Origin of the sequence: Paenisporosarcina sp. FSL H8-0542, assembly GCF_038632915.1 — a bacterium.
In the GTDB taxonomy this organism is placed as follows: Bacteria; Bacillota; Bacilli; order Bacillales_A; family Planococcaceae; genus Paenisporosarcina.
In genome coordinates this window covers 353371-379841 of sequence record NZ_CP152050.1, presented here as the reverse complement: position 1 = coordinate 379841, position 26471 = coordinate 353371, and the positions used below count along the sequence as shown (strand labels likewise).

General features: G+C 39.2%; 11 protein-coding genes, 1 pseudogene and 1 other annotated feature. Of the genes and pseudogenes, 4 read left to right on the top strand and 8 right to left on the bottom strand.

Annotation, left to right across the window (positions count from 1 at the left end):
- Nucleotides 1-282: 282 nt before the first annotated feature.
- Nucleotides 283-549, top strand: a pseudogene (locus MHH33_RS01985) (MFS transporter); the annotation flags it as partial.
- Nucleotides 550-617: 68 nt separating this feature from the next.
- Nucleotides 618-2282 (top strand): formate--tetrahydrofolate ligase, encoded by a 1665-nt coding sequence (locus MHH33_RS01980; protein ID WP_342542791.1) that lies wholly within the window; start codon nucleotides 618-620, stop codon nucleotides 2280-2282.
- 185 nt (nucleotides 2283-2467) lie between these two features.
- Here the strand turns inward: MHH33_RS01980 and MHH33_RS01975 are convergent, their stop codons facing one another.
- From MHH33_RS01975 to MHH33_RS01965, 3 genes are all read right to left on the bottom strand, one after another.
- Nucleotides 2468-3859 (bottom strand): metallophosphoesterase, encoded by a 1392-nt coding sequence (locus MHH33_RS01975; RefSeq protein WP_342542790.1) that lies wholly within the window; start codon nucleotides 3857-3859, stop codon nucleotides 2468-2470.
- A gap of 116 nt (nucleotides 3860-3975) precedes the next feature.
- Complete coding sequence (gene dacB / locus MHH33_RS01970) at nucleotides 3976-5469, bottom strand: D-alanyl-D-alanine carboxypeptidase/D-alanyl-D-alanine-endopeptidase (RefSeq protein ID WP_342542789.1); 1494 nt, start codon at nucleotides 5467-5469, stop codon at nucleotides 3976-3978.
- A 178-nt stretch (nucleotides 5470-5647) separates the two neighbouring features.
- A complete protein-coding gene (locus MHH33_RS01965; protein ID WP_342542788.1) occupies nucleotides 5648-5974 on the bottom strand; it encodes a hypothetical protein in 327 nt (108 codons plus the stop codon).
- Nucleotides 5975-6106: 132 nt separating this feature from the next.
- Between MHH33_RS01965 and MHH33_RS01960 the strand changes: the two genes are divergently transcribed.
- Entirely contained in the window at nucleotides 6107-6490 is a 384-nt protein-coding gene (locus MHH33_RS01960; protein ID WP_342542787.1) for a DUF5412 family protein, read from the top strand.
- A gap of 37 nt (nucleotides 6491-6527) precedes the next feature.
- Here the strand turns inward: MHH33_RS01960 and MHH33_RS01955 are convergent, their stop codons facing one another.
- Complete coding sequence (locus tag MHH33_RS01955; protein WP_342542786.1) at nucleotides 6528-7145, bottom strand: histidine phosphatase family protein; 618 nt, start codon at nucleotides 7143-7145, stop codon at nucleotides 6528-6530.
- Between the two features lie 138 nt (nucleotides 7146-7283).
- Nucleotides 7284-7545: a binding site (T-box leader), on the top strand.
- 62 nt (nucleotides 7546-7607) lie between these two features.
- Between MHH33_RS01955 and MHH33_RS01950 the strand changes: the two genes are divergently transcribed.
- Nucleotides 7608-8801 (top strand): MFS transporter, encoded by a 1194-nt coding sequence (locus tag MHH33_RS01950; protein ID WP_342542785.1) that lies wholly within the window; start codon nucleotides 7608-7610, stop codon nucleotides 8799-8801.
- Nucleotides 8802-8907: 106 nt separating this feature from the next.
- Here the strand turns inward: MHH33_RS01950 and MHH33_RS01945 are convergent, their stop codons facing one another.
- The 4 genes from MHH33_RS01945 to MHH33_RS01930 form a co-directional block, all read right to left on the bottom strand.
- Nucleotides 8908-13173 (bottom strand): S8 family serine peptidase, encoded by a 4266-nt coding sequence (locus MHH33_RS01945; protein ID WP_342542784.1) that lies wholly within the window; start codon nucleotides 13171-13173, stop codon nucleotides 8908-8910.
- Complete coding sequence (locus MHH33_RS01940; RefSeq protein ID WP_016429571.1) at nucleotides 13151-13369, bottom strand: hypothetical protein; 219 nt, start codon at nucleotides 13367-13369, stop codon at nucleotides 13151-13153. Before MHH33_RS01940 ends, MHH33_RS01945 begins: the two co-directional genes overlap by 23 nt.
- A gap of 532 nt (nucleotides 13370-13901) precedes the next feature.
- Nucleotides 13902-22436 (bottom strand): S8 family serine peptidase, encoded by an 8535-nt coding sequence (locus tag MHH33_RS01935; RefSeq protein ID WP_342542783.1) that lies wholly within the window; start codon nucleotides 22434-22436, stop codon nucleotides 13902-13904.
- 310 nt (nucleotides 22437-22746) lie between these two features.
- Nucleotides 22747-26292, bottom strand: coding sequence for a S8 family serine peptidase (locus tag MHH33_RS01930; protein WP_342542782.1), 3546 nt, complete (start codon nucleotides 26290-26292; stop codon nucleotides 22747-22749).
- Nucleotides 26293-26471 lie beyond the last annotated feature (179 nt).

The following is a 26471-nucleotide window of genomic DNA, read 5'->3' as shown; positions in this document are numbered from 1 at the left end:
CGCAATTCACTTTTATCACACCCTTCAAGTACTAGGGGAGATTTTTTCCCAAGGATCACAACCATTTTATTTTCACTCGGATGTAATCGCAAAAAGACGAATGTTTTTTAATTTTATTATTAAAATCGTTCGATTTTTAACTTAATATCCACTTGAATCCATGAATTTTGTAAGTTACTATTGTCAAATATAGATTTAAGGGAATCAATTTGCGAATTCCCATTCACACAAATATTATTACAATTGAAGCAGATCATGAAAACTAAAAATCGTTGGTTGATTGCATTATCCGCTATAGGGGACCTTTTTGGTACAAAACAGCTTGGTGCAATTCAAGGCTATATATTAACAGCTTGGGCTGCAGCAGGATTGGTAAGCCCGATAGTTGTATCATGGATTCGTGAAACAACCGGCAGTTACAAAGGTACGCTAATCGTATTCTCGCTTCTTTTTTTAGTCGCTTTAACCATTTCACTGTTATTTCGATTAGATATTCAAAAGCTTCGCCAATTAAATGCACAGCAACGAGATTTTGTTGTTAAATCGTAAGCAAAGGTAACTGAGAAAAAGTTTACTCATCAGGATCAATAAAAGGAACAAGGAAGGTTGGGAAATTCATGACATTTACAGACTTATCCATCGCAACGAATGCAACCATGTTACCAATCCAGGAAATCGCAGACAAAGCAGGGATTCCTAGAAAAGCACTTGAACTTTACGGCAATTTCAAAGCCAAAATTGACGTTTCTTCCCTGCCACCTGCAACGAAAAATGGAAAAGTTGTCTTAGTTACCGCCATCAGTCCGACGCCCGCAGGAGAAGGAAAATCAACCGTGACAGTAGGATTGGCTGACGCGTTCAACCAGTTGAATGAATCGGTCATTGTTGCATTGCGTGAACCGTCTTTAGGTCCTGTAATGGGTGTAAAAGGTGGTGCCACTGGTGGTGGATTTGCGCAAGTATTGCCAATGGAAGATATCAACCTACATTTTACGGGAGATATCCATGCCATCACGACTGCCAATAACGCATTATCCGCATTTATTGATAATCATTTACATCAAGGAAATGAATTGAATCTCGACCCACGAAGAATTGCATGGAAACGAGTGCTCGATATGAATGACCGTGCATTAAGACAAATTACCATTGGATTGGGCGGTCCTATGCAAGGAATCCCTAGACAAGATGGTTTCGATATCACTGTAGCTTCTGAAATCATGGCCGTTCTTTGCCTTGCCACTTCTTTGGAAGATTTGAAGGAGAAGCTTGCGCAAATGGTCATTGCGTATACATACGATAAAGAACCCGTAACGGTTCGTCAGTTAGGCGTAGAAGGCTCCTTGACGATGCTTTTAAAAGATGCCTTCAAGCCGAACTTGGTCCAAACCATAGAAGGAACACCCGCCATTATTCACGGTGGTCCTTTTGCCAATATTGCACATGGCTGCAACTCCTTGATGGCAACCAACACAGCAAGAAGACTTGCTGATATCGTCGTAACAGAAGCAGGATTCGGAGCAGACCTAGGTGCGGAGAAATTCATGCACATAAAATCAAGAAAAGGTAACTTCCATCCTGATGCCGTTGTCATAGTCGCAACGGTTCGTGCATTGAAAATGCATGGTGGCGTCTTGAAAAGCGAGCTGACACAGCCAAATGCTGATGCAGTTAAACGAGGCATGACCAATTTGGCGAAGCATGTGGATACCGTCCGTCAGTTTGGCATTGAGCCGGTGATTGCTTTGAACCGTTTTATTACCGATTCACAAGAGGAAATGCAAGAAATTATGGAGTGGGCTCAAATACAAGGCGTGAATATTGCCCTGACAAATGTGTGGGAGCAAGGTGGCAAAGGTGGGCTTGAATTGGCGAAGCTCGTCAAACAAGAACTGGACATACCTACTGACTTCAAGTTACTGTATGACGAAATGGACTCCGTCGAAGAAAAACTACGTGTGATTGTTCAACAAGTATACGGTGGAGCTGGCGTACAGTTAACGGACAGCGCGAAGAAAAAGCTGGCCGAATTGAAGAAATACGGCTGGGATGCTTTGCCTATTTGCATGGCCAAAACACAATATTCCCTTTCGGATCAACCGTCCCTTCTTGGTCGCCCTGAAGGCTTCGTTATTACCATTCGCGATATCATCCCAAAACTGGGTGCAGGGTTCCTAGTCTGCCTGACGGGTGATATCATGACGATGCCCGGATTGCCAAAACAACCAGCAGCGTTAAAAATGGATATTGATGCAGAAGGAAATGCTGTCGGGTTGTTTTAACCTCTGATTTGAATAAATGACTCTGTTAAACGGGACGGTTGTTTATCGTACATTCGCTCTTGCCGCACGTTCCGCATGAATAAGAAAAAGCACGGCTTTCGCAGAATCTCTTCTAATTTAAAGGGATCTTCGAAAACTCGTGCTTTTTTATTTAGCCCTCCGTGGAGCTTAAGGGTTTACTAAATTCACACACTCACACTCGCCACTTGTTTCCATCGATTCATCATTGCACGCTCTACAAAGTCGGGTTGATTTGCATACTGACGTATAACATCTTTGATTTCATCCGGGCTATACTGATCATTTCGGTTATGGGCAAGTGATGGGTAGCCAGAACCGCGCTGTAAATAATCGGAACTAGCGACTGAATACCAAACCTCGTCTTCCATTAGCCTTTTGCCAATCATTACACCTTCAATTGTTTTGCCGTCGTGAATTATGTCAGCTCCGGAAATGTGCAGCCTGCCAACGAATTTCCCTCTGAAGCCAGGTCCTCTGCCATCTGCCAAACAAACCTGGGCATCTAGTGATTGCTCCAACGCTAACTTGATGTCTTTGCCTTTCACTTCAAATGATGTGGGGTTTAGGGGGGACGGACATACCTCGATTAACTTTTTATGGGATAGATCGTGAAAAACACCTGAATTCGCAATGCCACTGTTGATTAATCCAATCTCGCACTTTAACATATCTTTCAATCCGTCTGCAATGAGATTTGTCAGCGGATTTTCTTCCAGGACATCATGCCAAAGTGGTTGTTCAAGATGATAGAGGGGACGACTCAATGTCATTATGGCTTTTGCTTTATTCTCTTTCAAAATGGTCGTTATACGTTCATCAATTTCTTCGTTTTTTGTTGGGAGAGTGGCCGAATAAATCAGTTCTACTTGTTTATTTTCGTTTATTTCAATGTCCACAATCCCTAAGTATTCACCGTAATTGCCAGCACTGTTCATGATGGTGCCATGGGCAATTTTCGCTTCATTATACAGCTGATGATCATGTGCAGACAGAATGATATCTATTTCCGAAATATCCTCTGCCACTTCCTCATCGGCTACCGTGCCTATATGGCTCAGTAGAATACACAGGTCATACTGACCTTCATTGCGTTTGATTTCGTTTGCTATCATGTCTTTATAAGAATATACATGGATTCCTAGACCCTCATTGAAAACCCCCATATCCGGAGATGAACCGGTAATCAAAATGCGGAGACCATTTTTCACCACAATAGCGCTGGAAACAACTCCTTGAATGATACTCAAATCTTTTTTCACCAAATTGTTGCTGATAAAAGGAACGGAGCTATGACTCGCCATATGCTCGAGAGTTCCCACACCATTGAACATCTCGTTGTTTCCTATGGTTAAGGCGTCATATCCCACTTCTTCTAACAGCTCAATAGCTGCGATGCCTTTTGTGCCCTGCAGTTCAATGCTTTTAAAGTCTGCAAAATCCCCACCATCGAGCACAATGGTATTTTCATTTTTATATGTTGAAATCAGTGTGGCCATTCGTGAAAAATTGTCAAAGTTGCTATGTAGGTCATTGGTATGTAAAATTCGTAATTTCATGTTGTTCCCCCAATTTTTGTCTCTACTTGAATATTCTATCTATCTTTTCATATTCCTTTATATTAAACGAAATAGCATAATAAAAGGCTGCACCGTTTAAAGGATGCAGCCAAAAATTATTGGGATGTATTGGTATTCGCAATGGCGGTTGCCAAGCGATCAATGACAGGAACTGTGCTAGATTTTGTATTTTGAGTTTGAACGCTGAAAATCAGCCATTCACCATTTCTTGTTTTAGCATAGCCCGCTAGAGCACTTACATCGTCTAAACTGCCCGTCTTGGCAATTACATTTCCTTTAGCAGGTGCTGTCTTCATTCGCGTTCGTAACGTTCCGCCAACAAATCGCTCAGAGCCGCCCGCTATTGGCAATCCTTTACGGAATGTTCCATACCAAGGTTCTGACCTGACTAGATACAGTAACTTGGACATCTGGCTTGAAGGTACTTTATTTGCATGCGACATTCCAGATGCGTCTTCAAATACCCATTGGTTCACATCTAAGCCGATAGAAGCTGCATAATTTCGCATGACTCTAAGTCCGGCATCCCAGCTGCCTTTTCCATATGTAACTTTACCCATTTCCTTTGCCAAAACTTCCGCGTGCGTATTGTTACTTAACTTCAAAAATGGAATCATTAAATCTTTTAATGGCATCGATTTTTTGGAAAGAAGAACGCGTGCCGTCCTAGGTGTAGTGCCCTGTACCACTTTAGATGTTGAAACAAACGATATCCCTTTAGAAGATAAAGATCTCTTGAAAACATCCATCGCATACGCAGTTGGGTTGGAAACGGCAATCCATTCTTTACTGCCTGCAGAACCGATTGGAGCATTTCCTGTTATCACCACTTTATTCGTGCCGACTTCACGTTTGATTTTCAACGTATTGCTATACCCTTTAGGAACTGTTTTAGATAAATTAACAATGCGTACGACACCCGTAGCAGGTGTTAACGTAACTTGTGCAGCTCGTCCATTCACGGAAGGTTTGGCACTCACAATGACAGAGCCTGCATCATAATCCGTATTCGGTGAAAGGCTTAATGCAGAAATTTGTGCAGCGTAATAATAGGATTCGTCTTCTCTTGCAATCCCCGGTGAAAGCCGGTCAGCATCGTACCAACTGTCGTCCCCGATAATGTGTCCAGACAGTCGCTTTACTCCACGATTAGCTAGCATTGAAGCAAAATGATCGAAATCGCTTTTTTGTAGAGTTGGATCCCCTTTTCCACGAAGATACAGATTTCCATACAAAGTTCCGTTTGAAACAGTTCCATTTGTAAGAACATCTGTGGAAAAGCGATAGTTTTCTCCAAGTGTTTCCAAAGCGGCAGATGCGGTGAGGGATTTTAGAGTTGAAGCGGTAGTAATGCCTTTATTTGCATCTTTTTGATAGACAATCTCACCTGTAGTCGCTTTACGAATCGTCACACTCGATGAAGCACTGGTCATTCTACTGTCTCTCATAATCGTATTCACTGAGTTCTGTAAACTTGTATAAGAAGAAGCAGCCTGTACAGATGCCTTCTCGGGCAAAGTTATCAAACTCGTCCCAGTGAACATGACCAATGTCGTCATTCCAATTAAAATCTTTCGTTTTATTTTCACTTCCTACCTCCAACAATTAAATAAGATATTCCTATATTACCATGGAATTATCAGATAATATCGTCTATAATTACCTATCTATTACATGCGGTCGAAATGCCTAGAAAACAATATAAAGCCCCGCACTTTTTATGAATGAAGGGCAGAAAATATTGTTTTCTTCTCTTCCACATTAGTTTTAAGGTGCCAACTTTTTTTCAAACTTAAAATATGAATAAAGACGATATCCAAGGACGACAAAAGCCAACAAACCAGTCAATCTCCCATTTTCATCTAATAAGAAGAAAGCAGCTATTCCTAATATGAAAGCTATTAACGTCAGAATATTACCGGACAACCCGTTGAGTGGTTGATTTCCAACAAAAAATGTCCGCATACCTTTTATATCTTTTGAATAACATTCATCATGATATGGTACTAATTGAAATAAAAAAGTTGTCGTCACTAAATCATCTCGATACTTAATTTCTTTCCTGCATCTCTCACAGTAAACACTATGATTCAATAACTTCACCCCTAATTTTATTTATTGGATTTATCTCATTTAATCAGACAAACCATAATACTATTAGTTATTTTCTTAACGGCGGAACCAATTTCTTTCCAATACGTTTTTTAGATAAAGGGAGTGGAATCCATGTCTAATAAGCAAAGGACAGTCTTCAAAGTAGCTGGATATTTTATTTTGCTTTTCGGTTCCCTTATATTTGGAATAGTACTGGTCGTAAATCATTTGTTCTTCAGTATTGAGCGGGTTCCTAAGGGTGATTTGCTTGCTGAGGAAGTTTCCCCCACCGGAGACTATACGGTCCTGACTTATGTAAGTAACGGTCACTCAACAGTTGCACCTGCCGTCAGAGGCGAAGTGATCTATCATAATAAGAACGATAACAAACGAAATCTGTATTGGGCTTACCGAATTGAAGAAGGAGAAATCAAGTGGATTAATGATCATATTGTCTCCATAAATGGAATGGAACTTGATGTTCGCAAAGATACGTATGACTTCAGAAAAGACTGAGGATTAAACGAGAAAGCCGCTCCCAGTCACAGTGAACTTAATTCTCGTCTTCTATTAGCTGAAGATGTTCCTGCTTATTGAGAAACCTGATGATACGAGTGCTCGCTTTTATTTCGAGCAAATGAATTCCGGTATCTCCCGTCGGAAAAGCAAATTCCTGATTCATCGGTTGTTTGAGAAATGCTTTTAATATGTTTGAAATCATTCCTCCGTGAGAGACAATAGCTACTCGGTCATAATGTTGATATTCAAATAAGATTTTATGGAAGATGCTATCTGCCCGGAAACGGAATTCTAATTCAGATTCACCATCTTGAATAGGGATATGAATTGGTCTCCCTCCTTGTGGTAAGGGATATTTAATTGCAGCTTCATTTCTAGATAGTCCTGCAAGGATTCCATTGTTAAATTCCATCAAATCATTCTCTACAATTAATCCACAGCCAATAGATTCTTGTAAAATGGTTGCGGTCCTTCTAGCCCTTTTTAAAGGACTAGTTAAGATGATGTTTGGTCTATAATGTTGTTCTATGTATGTTGCCATTATGCTAGCTTGTTGTTCCCCCAGTTCTGTTAGAGGAAAATCTGCCCTACCTTCATGTACCTCCAATAAATCTGCCTCTGATTCTCCATGCCTTATGATTAATAATTCCATAAAAACCCTCCATAAAAAATACACTTACTAAGATTGTGGCATATACTGTTATTTATTTACAATAATATTTTTTATTTATTTTAATAATTAGATAAAATAGATTCCAAGAAGAGATTCCTTATGTTATGATAGCGAAAATTAAAAGCTATGATGAGAACAGTAAATCATCTGAATTCTTGAACAGAGAGCCCCGCAGCTGAAAAAGGGTAAGCATTCACTGATTGAAACAAGTCTCTGAGCCTCACATGGGAACCTTGAATTTTAGGGGGATGGTGTGACGGATGCTCCCGTTAACGAGCTACAGTATAAGCATGAAATATATGCCGTACTTGAAAAGGTTCTGATGGTGACATCAGGACAAACTGGGGTGGTACCACGACATGTCAATCTCGTCCCCAAGACAAATCGTCTTGGAGGTGGGATTTTTTTGTTTGCCCAAAAAACATGTCGGAGGTATATGAAATGGAATTATCTAAATGGAAATTCCGCGCTTATTATTTAAGTGCTGTAGGAATAGCGAATATTGGAGGATGGATTTATTTATTGGCCATCAACTTAATGATTTTTGACACGACTGGTTCCGCATTTGCAGTTGCGGTACTGTATATGATTAAACCGTTTGCGTTTATGCTGATGGGATTTTGGTCGGGCAGTGTGATTGATCGTGTATCGACGAAGCATTTGATGATTGTCCTTGATGTAGTGCGGGCATCACTTATTCTGTTCATTCCTTTTCTAGATTCCATATGGGGCATCTATGCGGTTGTGATGATTATTCAAATGGCAGGCGCAATGTTTGGACCTGCCTCTTTTACCTATATGACGTTGCTATTGCCGGAAGACGAGCGAAAACAATTCAACGCCATGCTCAGTTTTGTTCATTCTGGTGCGTTCATCTTGGGACCTGCTCTTGCGGGGATATTATTTATGCTAGGCTCTCTTGAAATGGCGTTGTTTGTGAATACTGGTACGTTTTTATTATCAGCTGGATTGATATATTTGCTTCCGAGACAAAACCGTATAGACTCATCTGAATCTACAAACTTTACTTGGGGAACAATCGTACAGGATTGGCATTTAGTCTGGAAGTTCAGTAAAATTGCTTTCCCTTTTGTTGTCGTGTATATGGTCTTTCAAGTGGTCATGCTGTTAACGGCTGCGCTTGATTCAACAGAAGTGGCTTTTGCGAAAGAAGTTCTTCATTTAACGGATGCGGCATATGGTTCACTCGTCAGTGTGGCAGGAATCGGCTTTTTAGTAGGGGCAATTTACACAAATCTACTCGTTAAATTCATGTCGGCCAAACATTTGATGTGCAGTGGGACCATTTTGGTATCCACCGGGTATGTCATCTACAGTTTTTCAATGAATTATTTGATGGCCAGCAGCGGTTTCTTTATCCTTTGTTTTGCACTTGCGTTGGCAAATACGGGATTCACGACCTATATCCAAGAAAACATTCCGATAGACATGATGGGAAGAATCTCAAGTTTATACGGAATGGTCATCCATTCTTTGCAACTGTTGGCTGTTCTGATTTTTGGGATAGCGGCACACTCATTTTCGGTTCAAGCAGTCGTAATCGGTGGTTCCCTTTTTATGTTAATCATTTCTCTCTTCCTGATTGTTTCAGTAAATCGTCTTGCTCTTCCATAGTGGCAATAGGTTAACTCGGTAAATGCCAAACACTGAAACGATTAGCCCATATAGTAAAAAGGGGAGAAATGCTTTCGCATTCCTCCCCTTCTATCAACATCCCTTGTTATTGTTTCGGCTCAAGACCGATAAGACGCAGGAAGTATTCCAGCCCTTTCTTGCCAATCATTTCTTTCGGCTGTTTGTTGGCAGGTGCGTCAGGTCCCTTCGTTAAGAAGTTTTTCTCAATCAAACGAACATCCGCTTCGTCTACCACACCATCTTGATTGATATCTTGCGGCACAATAGATGAATCCTTCATACCGTATGCATCGACGACACTCTGGATATCGAGGATATCAATCATTTTGTCACCATTCAAATCCCCTGCAAGATTTCTCTGAGTAATTCTTATAGCTTGCCCACGTAACTCACCTTTTTCATTATATCCAGGAATGAACTTCTGAATTGCTTTGAGATGCCCCGGAATCTCGACAACAACCGAATATTCTTGATCGCTAGCCGGGATATCATTGATTGTGTAAGCTCCTTTATTATTAATTGTTCCTGGATATTTTTTACCGCTTCTGGAGAGAGCATATACTTGTGCACCTATTTTCGAATAATCCGCCTTTTTCAAATATTCTCCTTGCCCTGGTCCTGCAGATATATAAAATGCTTCTGGCGTAATGTTTCCATATACCTGTGTATGTTTAGAAATTATCGTAAAGTATTCACTGTAGTAATAAGGAATGGCCGTGTCTGTTGTTTGTCCCGATTTTTTATAAGAAGACTTCTGTACCAAAAATCCAGGTGTATAATTGTAGTATTCATCATTCACTACTTTAAAAGTTACATCGAGGAATGGCATATCTCCATCCAGACCTCTGTATGCATTTCCAGTAATGGAAGCACCGATTTTCAAACTATTCCAGGAAGAGCTTTCCTTCACGACAGGCTCATGGAGTGATACCTGTAAGCCTTTTTCCTTGGCATATTTTTTTACTGAATTGTTCAGCTTTACATTCGCAAACTTGAATATATTGTGGACCTGTAGATTAAATTCTCCGGATACAAGCTGCTTCACATTATTAAGGCTGAGTGTCATCGTAACATTATCGCCGACTTTTATACTGGTCTTATCATAACTAGAAGTCGTATATTCCGTCCCTTCTTTCAAGAAGGTATACATTTGTGTATCATCTACCGTTGCAATATCCCACGTTCTCAAATTCAAACTTAAAGGTTGTCTTGCAATATCACTCGGTTCAATTCCGACTTTCACCTCTCCATTTGCTTCAACCGGTAAATACCCGCTTATTTGTGTATCGTTTGCATAGTAAGCCATCGTGTTGGTCGATTGATCGAAGTCCAATCCTTTAGACTGTAATAGATCCACTGTCGCATCCTTAGCTGTTCCATGTAGCCATACTGCTTTTTGGCCATCTTCTACTGTATACATCGAATCATTAACTTCGATTACACCCGGTTTTATATTCATGTTCACTTCTGGTACTGTGTTGTCCACGATAAGCGGATTGTGTGTAACATATGATCCACCTTCCTCATCGTGTGCAATTGTTTCCAGTATATAATCGCCTGCTGGAAGCTTTACAGCATAATCACTGATCGGCTTGGAAGGATCATTTGTAAATGGATAGACCGAACCGGCGAACGCACCCACAAGAAATGTATCTACGTCTACTAGTAATTTACTCATATTCGCTGTTCCTAGGAACCCTACAGCTTTTCCTGTTTCACTGTCTTTTACAAGCACATCCATGGTTTTCATTGGGCTATTCAACTTCATGATGCCATGAATGATTGGGTCATGATTTAGCCAGTTAGGATTCATATTTGTCACGGATGGTCTAGTCGTTTTGAGATAAGCAATTCCCTTTTCCGTCACCATCACAGCAAATGGAATTTGATAGGTTTCGTCTGGATTGTTGGTATTGGTCGCATGAATATACCCTTCATATCTTCCTGACGCAGCGCTGGTTGGAATCGTTATTTTTGGCTGGAGCTCCTTTACTTGGCCGCCTCCCACTGTAATCGATGAAGGTACATCCACTGTAACACCGTTATTCACAGCATCTTGAATACCTTTGCGCTCACCGTGATACTCCACTTCTAGTGTAAAAGATTTTTCTTCTTCGCTGCTGTTTTGAACCGTCACCTTTTTGCTTGCTTCAATTGGTTCATTACCTTTTTTATAATATCTGCCGAATACAATGGAGCCTGTTAGTTCATCAATTTCTACGACGTTTCCATTTTCGATATTTTGTGTCTTATCCCATACTTTGATGGAGGTATCTGTATGAACCGCTTGATAGGCATCGATTCGTCCTGCGCCCACTTCGTATACAGAATTATCCCCTTGTAAATCATCCGAAGTATTCATGAGTGCCGACTTCACATCGAAAGGCGTGTATTCCGGATGCTCCTGTAAAATCAATGCGGCTGCACCTGCCACATGTGGCGAGGCCATCGATGTCCCCGACATACGTACGTAGGCATTCTCGTAATTCATGCCATCCTGTGGATCATTGATGAATTCCGGTGTCGTGGAGAATATGGACACACCTGGAGCGACTACATCCGGCTTGATATCATAATTTCCTTCTACCGGCCCGCGTGAACTGAAATCTGCTAAATGATCGCCTTCTGTTTTTGTATTACTTAACGTTTCAAATGTGAAAGAACCTTCTTCTAGCTCCTTTAACCGCTCACCATCTGCTTTTGACAGACGGAAAGAAGGGATTAAACCGACGACCTCGCCCAAGTAGGAAGGTATTTGCCCGTCGACATTGTTATACACAATCACTGATTTAGCCCCAGCGTTTTTGGCGTTTTTGATTTTTTCATCAAATGCAATTTCCCCGCGCTGAATCAACGCAATTTTCCCGCTGACATCTTTCCCGGCAAAATCAGTTGCTTTACCAAGTCCCGCAAATACAATTGGTAAAGATTGTCCTTGTAAATCTTCTAATTGGTCGGAAAAGTCTTTGCCCAGAAGTTGCAAATCTTCTAATTGGTGAGACAAGCCCTTCCTCTTATCTTCTATTTTAGGAGAAAAATCTTTGCCAAGACGTTTTGAATCTTCTAGTTGAGGAGAAAGGTCATCGCCGAGACGTTGCAAATTATCATTTTCATTAGTGAAAACGCTTCCACTAAATGTAGGAATGGTCATGGAAACATCGCTTGCCCCTACTGAAATACCGAGAGCCGCTGCACCTGGAGAACCAAGCGTTTTTTCGTTCGGTCCGGCGTTACCTGCAGCAACGACGGTTACCACACCTGAAAGCATGGCATTATTTACTGCAACAGAAGTGGGATATAAAGGATTGTTCGTCGCGGCGCCGAGCGACATATTGATGACGTCCATGCCATCTGTAATCGCTTGATCGATTCCAGCAAGGATTCCCGCAGTATCTCCTCCACCCCAAACTCCCAATACTCGATAAGCATATAAATCTACTTCCGGTGCTACCCCTTTTACAGCGTAATCCACAACGTTTTTCTGTTGGGCTGCAATCGTCCCTGCGACATGCGTTCCATGATTCGTGTAATACACACGACCCGGAAATACTGGCTCGCCAGCATCGATCCAATCCTGATAGGTTGTTTCCATCGGATCTGCATCATCATCTACAAAATCATATCCGCCCTTATAAACATCTTTTAAGTCTGGATGATTGTAGTCAATCCCTGTATCCAGCACACCGACTTTAATGCCTTTCCCCTTAATATTCTCGGCATGAAGCTTGTCCACGCCAATTTGCGGAATACTATCCGCCATTTTAGGATCTATGGCTACTTTCGTTTCTACCGAGGGATCCACTTTTACCTCGTAATCTTTAAAGACATGTTTAACTACACCGGATTGCAGCAAATCATTAACTGCCACACCAGGCAGTGTCATCGCTACACCGTTGATGGCTTTTTTATACTCTCTTGTAATGTTTACATCTTCCACTTTGTATTCGGTCAAGTTCTTCTGCACTTTCAATGATTGCACATGCTGTTTAAAATCTTTGTGAGCTTTTTCCACTTTCTCATTCGCATCAGCAGAAGATAGTTTCTTTCCTTTCGCTGCTTGTTTCATCACTTCAATTTTCGCCGGCGCCTGTTCAAATTCGACTATGACTTTGACTAATTCAGTGCTATTCGCATCAATATCCGGTGAAATGATAAAGGTTGTATTTGTTTCTAATTGCTCTAATGCCTTTCTTTGTTCTACAGACAGGCTCGCTAAGATCTCTTCCGCATTTTCAACTGGATTCAGCTCAAACGGGCTTTTCGCCAATACGTTATATGGAGCACCTTGAGATAATAACATGCCAACAGCTAACGTTCCTGTAAGAACCTTATTGATTTTTTTCCTCTTCATACCGCATCCCCTTGTCCTTTTGTAATTGTTTTTTTCTAGCTTTACTTATATTTTTTACAAACAAGTCTTTTAAAGAAGAATCCATGAAACTAGTTAACTCGATTCTGTCTTTCATCATCCCATATTTATACTTTTCAGAAAATTGAGCATAGGATGTATATTTTGCTGTTATTGGTTCTATACCAGAATAAAACAAAAGCACTACTCCACAACTTTTTATTTAATCATTCATCTTTTGCGTATAGAAATGGTACCATGCACCGGGCATGAAGAAAGGCTGAAACCCTTGATAGATCAAGAATTTCAGCCTTCCAGATATGATGACCTGTGAGGGATTTGAACCACCTACCCCCACCCTAATTGTTACATAACGGTTTACTTCATTGCTTTTATTTCCAGCTTTATCAATTTCTTGTAATGTTTTTTTATTATTACTTTACTTACTTTTGATAATTTCACTGAAAATGTTCCTTTACCAAGTTTGTGATTTGAATTTTGAAAACACATATGGAGAACTAGGGAAAGATTTTATTCATGTCCATCACCTTATTCCACTTCACAAAATACAACAGAGTTATATTGTAGATCCGATAGAAGAATCGATGAGAGCCTTGAAATGTATGTGGTAGTAAAATTTTGTGGACTATTAAGGGTTTTTTAATAATGCTTCTTTATTTTTTGTCTACAATGAAAAGCCAAGGGATTAACCCTTGACTTTTTCATTAGATTTAATGTTTTACAACCTTGAACGTTGCCGCTTGACTACTATTTCCTGCCTTATCCTTTGCAGTTACAGTAATTGTAGTTCCTTTTTTCTGTACTTTTATCTTAACTGAATAGTTCCCTTTTGAATCAGCAGTAGCTGCGCCAAGAGATTTACTTCCTACTTTCACATTAACAGTTGAGTTCGCTTCAGCTTTTCCTGTTACCTTTGTATCGTTATCATCTACTTTATTAACCGTTGGCTTGCTTGGTGCAACAACATCTGAAACAGTTATTGTCACACTTGTACTCACATTTCCAGCACTATCTTTAGCTGTGATTACTAACTTTGTGCCTGCTTTTTGAACAGCTATTTTTGTTGAGAAAGCTCCTTTAGAAGTTGCTTTTGCAGTTCCTATTACTGTCTTACCACTTTTAACTGTAACCATAGCTCCAGATTCTGCCTTACCAGTTACAACTGTATCATTATTATCAACCTTGTTGACACTCGGATTATTTGGTGCTTTACGATCTAAAACTTTGACTTTTGTATCCGCACTTTGAATTCCAGTTTTATCTATAGCATATACAGATAACTCTGTACCTGCTTTTAGTTGTTTAATCTTGATACTAAATTTCCCATTAGAATCAGCTTTTCCTGTTGCAATGACAACACTACCGATTTTTACAGTGATCGTTGTATTTGCTACAGTCGTTCCTGAAATCTTTGTATCATTGTCATCGATTGGATTAATAACTGGACTATTTAGTAACCATTTTGCGTAAAGCGTTACATTACCTGTCACTTTATCTGTTGCAAAATTCCATGCTACTTGACCTGCAGCATCTTTATACCAACCAGCAAATGTGTATCCTTTTCTTGTTGGTGCTGTTGGTTCTCCAACAGTAGTATTAAAGATTGCTGTTTTAGAATCTACTGCACTTCCACCCTGGCTATCGAATGATACTGCATACGAGTTGATACTCCATTTCGCATAAAGAACGGTGTTTTCTCTTACTTTATCTGTCGCAAAATTCCAAGCAGTTTGCCCTGCAGCATCCTTATACCAACCAACAAAAGTATAACCAGGTCTTGTTGTCGCTGTAGGCGCTGTGATTGTTGTATTATATTCTGCTGTCTTAGTCTGTACTAAGCCACCATCTTGACCATCAAAAATAACAGTGAATTTAGTAGGTGACCATTTTCCATAAAGTGTTTTTGCAGAATAGATCGAGCTCGTGAAATCCCAAGGAATTGTATATGCTTCATCTGCGAACCAAGCTAAATCATAACCATAAACAGTCGGTGCTGTTATTCTGCGTGCTACAATTTGGTCTTTTACTTCAAATGGAGCATTATCTTTCACTTCGAAATGCACATTATATCCATTCACTACTTTTTGGGTTACGGTTACATCTGCATAATCAGTTGCGCTAATATTGATAGTGAATTCTCCAGTTTTTGTGAAGACACTCTTATCCAATGTAATCGTATGTGCAGCCATATCTACTTTGAATTTCGTTCCATCTACAGTAACTGCACCAACCTTAATTCTCGAAATAGAATTTGCCCACTCAGAATCAATGAATTCAAGTGTAATATCGTTTCCAAGAGCGTTATCTGTAGTATCTGTTAGTACAAGAGAACCTACTAAAGCATATTTAGCATAAAGCGTAATTGGTTTTGTCACAATGCTTGCAAAATCATATGGTATTGTTAAATTTTGATCTGTATACCAATCGTAGAACTTATAGCCGACTTTTGTTGGATCGATCGGCTTCGTTGCACTTCGATCTACGATTTGAGACGGTACAGGATCTCCGCTATTTGATTCAAATGTTACTTTATATCCTATAACCTGATCCGTAACGATTGCATCCGCATAACCTTCAGAAACAATCATCACATTGACCTTTTGTCCTGCTGTAAATAAGTCATGGTTTAGCGTAATGGAGCTATTTGTAATCGTATAATCCTTATCTAAAACTAATTCTTTTGAACCAATCTTCACTTGTTTGATATTATTTTTCCATGTTCCATCATCCGTAAATGTTAAAGTAATATCACTACCTACAATGTTTCCAACTGTATCTTTCAAAACGGTAGGAGGAGTTTTAATCCAACCTAAATAGTAAGTTGCATTATCTGTTAAGCTACCATTTTTTGAAAAATCAACAACCTTATCACTTGAGTTTTCACGGTCCAAATAGAGTTTATCGCTTAGCGATAATAGTCCATTAGTTACATGAGAACCAGCTGTTTGCATATTAGGTGAAGTAGCTTTTCCATTGATTAATACATCAGCCAAATATAAATCATTTGAATTCTTTAACGTTCCGCCGTTTAAGTCAATGTGGCTTCTGTAACCTAGTTTAACATCCGGAATCTCAATCGTTTCACCAGTTGTTGCTGTCACTATTAACTTGTAACCTTTAATTTGTCCATTCGATATACTTGGTGCTTCACTAAAAGCAAACTTTTCATTTGGATGTCCAGTAGCATAACTTTCAGTCGCTGTCGTAAATGAAAGCGTTCCAATTCTATCGTTAGTTGACATTTCATATGTGCTTGGATCTAACGTATAAGTTGTAGGTTTATCTTCCGTTGTTCCATCACTCTTGATTTTATAATAAGTTGCATCGATTTTAGCAATTTTATCCTTATTTGTTAACCAAGGAATGTTAGTTGCATAATCTGGAATGTTGATTTTAAGATCTCCTTCACCAAGCACCCAACCAGTTCCGTTAGCTCCACTTGTACTGTCGAACTTGATACCATTGGGTTTCGTTACATCAACAGGTGAATAGCTTTGTGTAAAGTCCATTTGCCATTTAGCATAGACAGTTTGATCTGCATTTAGAGTCTCACTTGTGGCCCAATAACTTGTACCTGCTGAATCTTTAAACCAACCGATAAATTTATATCCTGGTCTTGTACTACTTGGATTAATGAAGTTACCAATATTATTGTATATAAGCTCATTACCAACCTTTGTTCTATCTGCTCTGTACCCAACCGCTACTGAGTCAACTGGAGCACCACCTTGACTATCAAAAGTAATGCCAAATCCAAGGGCCTGTGCAGCACTGCCGTTTGAATCTACTCCTACCGCTTTAAGCGGGTAGATCGTATTATCTACACCTGTTGAGTTGATTTCAAACTTATACAACTGAGGCAACCAGTTCGTTCCACTAGGATTTATTGCCGAAGAAGGACCAACAGGTGATGCATTCGTCTTAAATAAATCTGCCTTAAATGTAATTTGTCCTGGTACGCTTATATCGTAATATTTGTTACCACTGCCATCTGTCAAATCAATAATATTACTTGGATTTGTCTTATCAAGGATCGTTACACCCGCTGGGTAGTTTAACGTCTTAACTACGATTTTATCAATCCCATTTCGCCAATTAGCATCATCTTCGAAGGTTAAGGTTAAATCTTTACCTACATGCGCTTTTTGCGGGTCGGTAACCAAAGGAATCGTAGGCGTCAGAATTTGTTCCGCCGAAACCGTAAAGCTAGTAGTTACATCTTGATAGTCAGCAGCCTTAACTGTAACTGTGTAATTAGCTGCCGTCGTGAATAAAGAACCAGGTAACGTAATTTTAGAAGGCATAGTCTGTGTTGCACCATTTTGGTCACGATACGTATACGCTTCTTTAATATTTACTGCACTTGTTACATCGGTTGAACCGAGCATAACTTTTGTAATCGCTTTTCTCCATACCACATCATCTACGAACACATCGCTAAATGGGATGACGGAAACTGTCGCACCATTTTGTAAGTCTTGTAACTTTGGAATGGTCGTTTCTAACGTTTTTTGTTTTGGTCCTGCAAAATTTAGCTTTTTCATGACTTGTTGTAGTGTGTCTCCCGCATTTAACGTGATGGATCCGCCATACTGAGTCGTAATGGTCACATCTTGATCCACCGTCATTTGGGCGGTTGGAACCGTTAACCCTGCATCAATCGCATTTTGATTTTGTTTACCAAAGTTTTTGAAGATGAAATAGAAGTCATTATAATCAATTCCATAACCGGGAGATCCTGGTTTTATCCAATAAATATCAGCATTTCTGTTGCTGTTAAGGAATGCCGTTTTGTTGGCTAACGTATTGGCCGGATTACTAGGTGTATTTAGGTTCTTATATTGATAATAAACATTGATTTCATCCGTCAAATCCTTCATGTCGATGACGTTATCCTCATTGAAATCTCCACCTAAAAGAATCGGGAAAAGACCTGGGAGATCTTTTACAGTTCCTGATTGATATCCAAATTTATTTTGACCAATGACTGGTGTTTGCCCATATCCCTTGAAGTGACCTGGTACATTCGCTTCGACAGAATATGGTGAATTACTTACATCCATCGTCACGGCATAATACGGGTTGATAAAAGCATACGCCATTGTATTATTTGGAGTTGTAGGGCTATCTGTTGTAAATGTTTTACCCTTATCATCTTTGACAGTTACCTTCGCACCTGAATCCACTGTGAATTGAGGATATTGATTGTTTACATTGTTTCTTGCGAAAGATTCTGCCGCCAAACGACCTCTAAGCAGGGATGTTGACTGTCGTAAATAAGGTACATTGGTTGGGAACCACGTCACTTTCGAATTCTCACCTGACAAGGTTAAATTAGCTTGTAATAGTGGGAACTCTTTTGGTCCAACAATTGGATCTTCGCTTGTAAAAGTCACATCCGCTTCAAAAATATTCAAATCATGGTCAAGAGCACCATCTGGACCAATGCCAGATATTGTCACATCAATGTTTTTACCGATTTGATAGACTGGATGAGCATACGGCTCACCTACAGTTAGAACTTTAGTAGGGTCAATCCCTTTGCTGATTAGATAGTTTTTATACTCATCTGTCAATCTAATATTGCTAAAAGCGTAAACACCCGCATCATTGAGAGTAATTTTACCGCCTGACATTCCTAATCCATTTTTCGTTGCGATTGTCGTTTTGAACGGTTTATTCGCATCAATTACAACCTTATCTTCGTTACCTTGACCTGCATCAACACCTCCAGAAGATGTAAGTGTTAAATATGGGGTACCTTTTTTGATAAAATAATATTCCTGTTTAGTTATATCTGAATCACCTGTCCCAGAATAATCACTTGGATAAATCCAAAATGCGCTTCCGAATTTTGAAGTTAAGTCCTCAGGAGTAATTCCAAAATGGAAACGACCTTTCTCATCTGTATCAAAGAATACAGTTGGGAAATAACTATCTTGGTAGCCAGTAACCGTGTTCAATGCTTGATCTACAGGAACAGGTGTCCTACCATCTTTAGGACTTAGCACCGAAGTTTCACCATTATTTTTCATAACATCGATGTTAGAATCGTAGACTGAACCATAAAATCCTTTAATCTCTTGTCCAGGTGAGTAGCCTGTAGGGTCGATTTCATAGATTCCTGGCTTTGAATCGCTGTCCATGTTGATGGTTGGCGGCGTACTGTCTACATAGACTGTTTCTTCTGCTGTGTAACGTTTTCCAGCTTCATCAGTCATAATCATTTCAAGGGAATATGCGCCCTCTTTAATAGATTCGGTCTTTGTTGCTATTCCGGATTGATCCAATGAGCCCTCATATGGCTTTGTAAATGGTAGATATTGTCCATTAAAAAGCGTTATATATGGTCCGTATTGGACACCTGGGGAAAGCCAACTTGCATCATTTAATGTGTTAGCTACGCCCAAATAATTTCCATTCTTATCTTTTAATACAATATAGAAGTTTTCCATTGAACTATTAATGGAGAAGCGATATCCAGCAGCTCCACCTGGCATTGTCATTGCCTTATAATCAACTTTAAAAGTATCAATTCCTTTTTCCGCAACGGTAATAGTGAATGGAATACGATATGATTCCGATGAGTTCGCCGCATTTACCAGGTAAATATAACCCTCATAAGTGCCCTCTAATGCGTTTGACGGAACCGTAATTTTCGCTTCGGTTTTAACACTGCTACCACCGTCAACATTAATGGATGACACTTTTGTACCACCGGTAGAAAAATCAATTTTGACATCATTTCCTGTGCCAGGACCTACTTTATTTGATCCAGCAAATTTTGTTGAAATAAATTGTGTACTTACATTAAATGTTTTACTGCTAGTTCCTTGATTAGTTATATTAAAGTCTTTTGATGAAATCACATCATCAGAGCCGTTCGTTGCGCCTTCTCCTCTACCTTTAAAGCCAAAGAACATACTTCCTGTAAGGTTATCAATTTGACTTAGCGTAGATGAATCTGAATCAACGGTATATGCTTTATCTAAAACTTGGATTTTTACATCCTCTTTTATCGCACGTGCAGGATCAACACGTCCAGCACCGACTTGGTATACGCTATAAGTCTTTGAATCTGTGTTAATATCCTTTGCTGTATTCATTAATGCCGACTTAACATCTGCCGGAGTATATTCTGGATTTGCAGCTAAAATCAATGCTGAAATACCTGCAACGTGAGGCGTTGCCATTGAAGTCCCGGACATTAATTCATAAGCATACTTATAATCTCTATTTTCTACACTTACTCCGTCTTGTGGCTCCCAAACGTCATATGGAACGGTAGACGAAATGTCAACACCAGGCGCTACAACATCTGGCTTGATTGTCCAATCTTTTACCGGCCCCGTTGAGCTAAAGTTTGCCAACTCGTCGCCTTTCTTTGCGATCGGCGCATCAAGTGTATCTGGGAACGTAATCGTTGCTGATTTAGGATCCTTATAGATGGCATCAGAAAGAGCTTGTCCCTGCGCTTGAGTCAATGAAACAGAATAAACATTATCCATGCTAACGCCTAAGAAGCTTGTTATATAACCTTGGTTATCTGCATCGGCACTATTGTTCCAAATAATCATACCAGCAACGCCGGCTTTTTTAGCATTTGCCATTTTAGTCTGTAAAAACTCTCCACCACGTTTCACAAGAGCAATTTTACCAGACATATCTAAACCATTGTAATCTGCCGCACTACCTAAGCCGACATCAACAATTGGGAATGATTGTCCTTTAAATGCATCGTCTGCTTGTGCGAAGGTTTTACCAAACAAACGAGCTTGATAGGAAGTTGCGCCGTTCTTTAAGGTCATCACTGGAATATCTCCAGGAATCGTACTTGCACCAACCGTTATCGCCAGTGCAGAAGTTCCTGGTGAGCCTACAGTAGCTGCACCTGGACCACTATTACCTGCTGCAACATCACACACAACACCAGCTAAGGTAGCATTGTTAATAGCTATACTGGTTGGGTAAAGTGGATCATTAATCGTTGCACCAAGCGAAAGATTGATGACATCCATATCATCCTTAACTGCTTGATCAATACCGTTCAATACGGAGTCTGTTGTGCCACGTCCACCTGGTCCTAGTACACGATAACCATAAAGGTCCACATCTGGCGCTACACCATTTGCTGAATAAACGTCGTTATTATTTGTCGTATTTGCAGCTATAGTCCCTGAAACGTGAGATCCATGAGATGTAATATACTGTTTATAATCTGCAGGAGGTGGTCCAACAACTGGATTAGGATTCGCCTTAGCAGCTACCCAATCTTCATAATTTGTTTCCATTGGATCATGGTCATCCACATAAATGACATTTCCATTTGCATCGAATCCTGCATTATTGACTAAGTCATGTCCACCTTTATATACAGCCTTTAAATCAGGGTGGTTGTAGTCAATACCAGTATCCAATACACCGACCTTAACTTTTTGGCCTGCACGAGGACCTGATTTAATAATACCTGTATGACCCTCAGCCTGAAGTTTATCTAATCCTAATAAAGAAAGCCCTGTTGTAGGCTTGCCTACAGACTCACTTGTCTCTAAAGCTTTTGGAGTAGATCCTTCTGCAACCGTATATTCTACTTGAGACCAAACAGAAGCAACTTCTGGATTTTCGACAATATTTTCAACTAATTTTGCAGGTAGTGATAAAGCTACTCCATTAAATGCTTCTGAATATTCTCGCGTAATACTCATAGCCGTTTTAACAGATTTCCCGCCAATTATTTGCGTTTTAGGCTGCGTATTCACAAAGCTTTTAAATTTAGCATGAGAATCTTCAACTTTTTTTTGTGCGTCGGAATATTCGCTTGCAAAAGCTTTACTATCTACAGTTGCTCCACCTTTAGCCAACGATTTCTTAATGATTTGTATCTTAGCTGGGTCTTCTTTAAATTGAACAATCACGTTAATATTTTTTGAACTACGTAAATCTTTTTGGTCCACATGGATTTTTTGAGCGTTATCTGCTCCAGTGAGCTTATTAATGTTTGCTTTTTGCTCAGGAGTAAGCCCGTCAAGAATACGATTTACTTCTTTTGCATTAAAGGTTTCACTGGATAAAATTTGCTGATTTGGTTTAGTTTCAGCATTTACATGTGTTAAAGCCTGAGGTAATGCAATGTTTAAAAGCATTAAACTTAACGCAAAGACCGAAAATACTTTCTTTGCTTGTCTCTTACTAAACTTTTTTCTGAGCGTTCCTGTAAAAATCTTACTGATTTTTTCCCTCTTCATACCGCATCCCCTTGTCCTTATGTAATTGTTTTTTCTCTCTTAACTTATATTTTTTACAACCAAGTCTTTTAAAGAAGAATCTATGAAACTAGTTAACTCGATTCCGTCTTTTATCATCCCATATTTATACTTTTCCGAAAATTGAACATAGGATGTAAATGTTGCTGTTATTGGTTCTATACAAGTATAAAACAAAAGCACTACTCCACGACTTTTTATTTAATCATTCATCTTTTGCGTATAAAAATGGCACAATGCACCGAGCATGAAAAAACCCAAGTGATTCATTCTCACTTGGGTCGCAATCGGTTTATTGTTGGAGAACCGTTACTTGTTTAGGCGTTGTTGTTACTTTAAAACCGTCTTTTGTCACGACATCAACTGATATAGAATACGTTCCATTTTGAAGGTCCGTATTAGGTACCCATTGTGTTTTCAGTGAATGTTCATTTTCTACTTTAAACGAATCGACTATCTTTCCACTTGCATCTTTAACATTAATCGTCCAGTCTACTCTAGAATAAGCCCAGGCACTAATTTTTGCAGGTTTGCTTTTGTTAATATTTGCAGTCGGAGTTATACTGATCGTTTGAACAGCCATAGTATATTTAATATAGCTCGGATCTCCCCAAACTTTGTAGGATTGATTTCCTGCATAATCAATGGCTAAAATAACAATACTTTGTGGTTCTGTATTTGAGAGTATAGATTTTACTCCAACTGCTGGTGAATAAAAATTCCCATTAACCCAAAGAAGTGCCGAATTAAAGTCAGTGGCATTATCTTGCGCATCAAAGGAAACTTCATATTTTCCGTTCTTTGGTGTTACTTGAATATTTGAAACGGTCGGAGCGATGGAATCTACCGTCATTGGCATTTTAACAATCTGTGGTTTTGCGTTTTCATATTCTAATGTTGATTTGATAACATATTGGTATATACCGTCTGGTACAAATTGACCGGAAGTGTCCTTCATATCCCATTTATATCCGCCATACATTATATCCCCGTATGACATAATATTTTTTCTGAATTTCCATGGTGTTCCAGTGTATTCACTAAAATCACCTAAATTTTTAATGAGATTTCCAGATTGATCTTCAACATACATTTCAACTTTTTCTAAATTACGTAATGCTTGGAATGACGGAAAGATTCCATCATTAATATAGTTTGGTGAGAAGGCAATATGGTTAAGAGAGAATGTATCAGAATACGGGTTATATCCTAATGGATATCTTTCTGCACTTTCATCCCAAAGTGCCGTATATCCCACAAATGCATCTTTCTCCCATGCAGGAGCATCGATATTTCCTGGTTCATCCCATTCTCCATAGAAGCCCATATAAGGAACAGTTAAAGGCACTGCTTTATCTTGGTCCTTGGCTACTGGAACTAGACGAACAAACCCTTCTACAAAACTATTTTTCTTTAAGGAATCTGGTAAAGTTACATTAACAGTTAGCATTTTTGTTTGACCTGGTTTAATTTTAACAAATGCTCCAGTTTTATCTGTTACCACATTATCATTTACAGTGACAGTCGCACCATTAATTCGTTCACTAGTTAATGTTAAATACTCTTTTGAATCCAATTCCCCATCACTATCTAAATCGAATTCCTTCATTTCAGTCTTATCTTTCAATAGATCTACATAAACATTGTATTCAATATCATCACTATTATTTTTACCCTTAGGAGTGTCGAATGCTTCCATGTTTAATTTAAAGCTTGTATTTTGACCGATTTCCTTTAATGCAACCGCTCCAGCTTGTTCTAAAGGCGTTTTACTACTTGTCACAATGACTGGTGTATTAATGGCATTTTGAATTTTCATTATCCCAGACCCTTGTACACGTGGTGAATATGGAACTTCTCCATTTGTCCTTGGATCCATGGCAATATTAGCTGTATTCATTAAAGCAAGTTTTGCTTTTAAAACTGTATCTTCTGACTGAGTTAATCCTTTTTGATAAAGGGCCTGCAATAACAATGCTGAGCCGCCTGCAACATGAGGAGTTGCCATTGATGTACCGCTCATCACTTCATAATCATTTCCTGGTATAGTTGAATAAATATTTCCACCCGGAGCAGAAATCTCTGGTTTAAAATCTAATGTACTTGGAGATCCAAAGGATGAAAAAGAGGACATCGTGTCTTTCGCTGGATTCTCTACCCAAGTATCGCCTGCAAATTTCATGCTTAAATATTGACCACTTGGCAGACTATTCATTTTACTCAGTAATGCTTCACCTACAGCTTTACTAGTTGACGCCGTTGGTGCTGCAGTTGGCGATAATGGTAGAGAAGTATAATCATTCCATACTGCAGGTGGTATCATAATAATAGCCTTTGCTCCTGCACTCTTTGCAGTAAACTGAATAGATGAAACAGTACTATATGGATTTAATAGTTTAACTACTGCAATGTAGCCAGTTTTGCCTTTAGGATAATCTGATGCATTCTTTCCTTCCCCAACATTTACTAAATCATAAGGTACATCTGGTGAAAGAACCTTAGAGACTTTAAAATTATACGATGCTGGAAATTGAGTTTGATCTTTGAACGGCACCGAAAAACCACTTGGATCTGCTAAGGCATTTAAATGAAGTTTAGTATTTTCATAGGAAGCAACCGATAATGCATATGGACTTACACCTGGCGCACCAACTGTTCCAATATCTGGATTTTCCGCATATGGTCTTAATGAAGAGGGAATAATATTATTCTTTGTACTATAGGCTGTATTACCGGCTGCCACTACAACAAGGGTACCTTGTTCCGTCGCAACTCGGATTGATTTTTGGATCGGATCAAAATCTTCATCGACGTAGCCTGCATCAACACCTAAACTCATGTTGATTACATCTGCACTCATTGTGACTGCATGCTCAATTCCTGCGATAATATCATCCTCATAGGCACCACCGCCATTATCAGAAAATACCTTCTCAGCTAATAGTTGAACACCTGGTGCAATTCCAGCGACAGCACCCTTCGTTTCGTCGCCATTTGCTCCAATTGTACCAGCCACGTGTGTACCATGCGGACTGCCTTTTGTTCCCGGAATGACATTGGTATCATTGTCTGCCCAATCATATCCTGTTGGAACTTTTTCGGAATACCAAATTTCGTTTACGTCTGTCTCAGTAAATTTTTGATTAATTTTATCTTGAGTCCATTTTTCTTTCGCTTTGGCTGTGTCAGATAGATTCATATCTTTGTGCGTATAATCAATCCCGGAATCTACGACCGCTACTACTAATCCTTCACCTTTATAACCATATTGTTCCCATACTTTTTGAGCTTGTACTAATTCTTTACTTGCTGCCATATTTTCCTGAAAAGTTCTAGCAATGTGGACATTCGTAACCCCTGGAATAGACTGGATATCTTTTATATTTTGGAACTCTGTTTCTACACTGAATCCGTTAAACCCTTCGAAAAAACGATGCTTCACTTTAATAGGAGCATTTGATTTAGAATTTTTTTCTTTTGAGATTTTTTCGATTACTTTATCTTGTTTTTGTTTATATAAAGCTTTTTTGTTTTTGGCTGTTTGCTCATTTTCAGTTGGTTGTTCAACTTCTACGATTAAGCGAACAGTATCATTCGGTTTATATGCTGTAGCCAAACCTTCTTTTTTAACGTCTTTATATAATGAATCTTCTTGACCTGTTTCGATCATATCCTTATCAAAAAATAATTGTCCTCCTTGTTCTACAATTTCTTCAAACATTTGCGACTTAGCTGGCGTAACATCACCTTCTGCAGAAACGGCAACTGATGAAAATAATAAGGAAGTCATCGCTGCTGTGGTCATGACTTTCCATGCCATCATTTTTCTTTTTTTCATGAACCTATCTCCTTTTTCTTATAAAATAAAAAATAAATGAAACTAGTAAACTTCAAATCTATCTTTATTATTTCACTTTTTTACTTTTCTGAAAATTAACCATAAGGTATAATTGCTACAGCTTTTGGTTCTATACCAACATAAAACAAAAGAACTATCCGCACCTTGTCTAGGCGCAG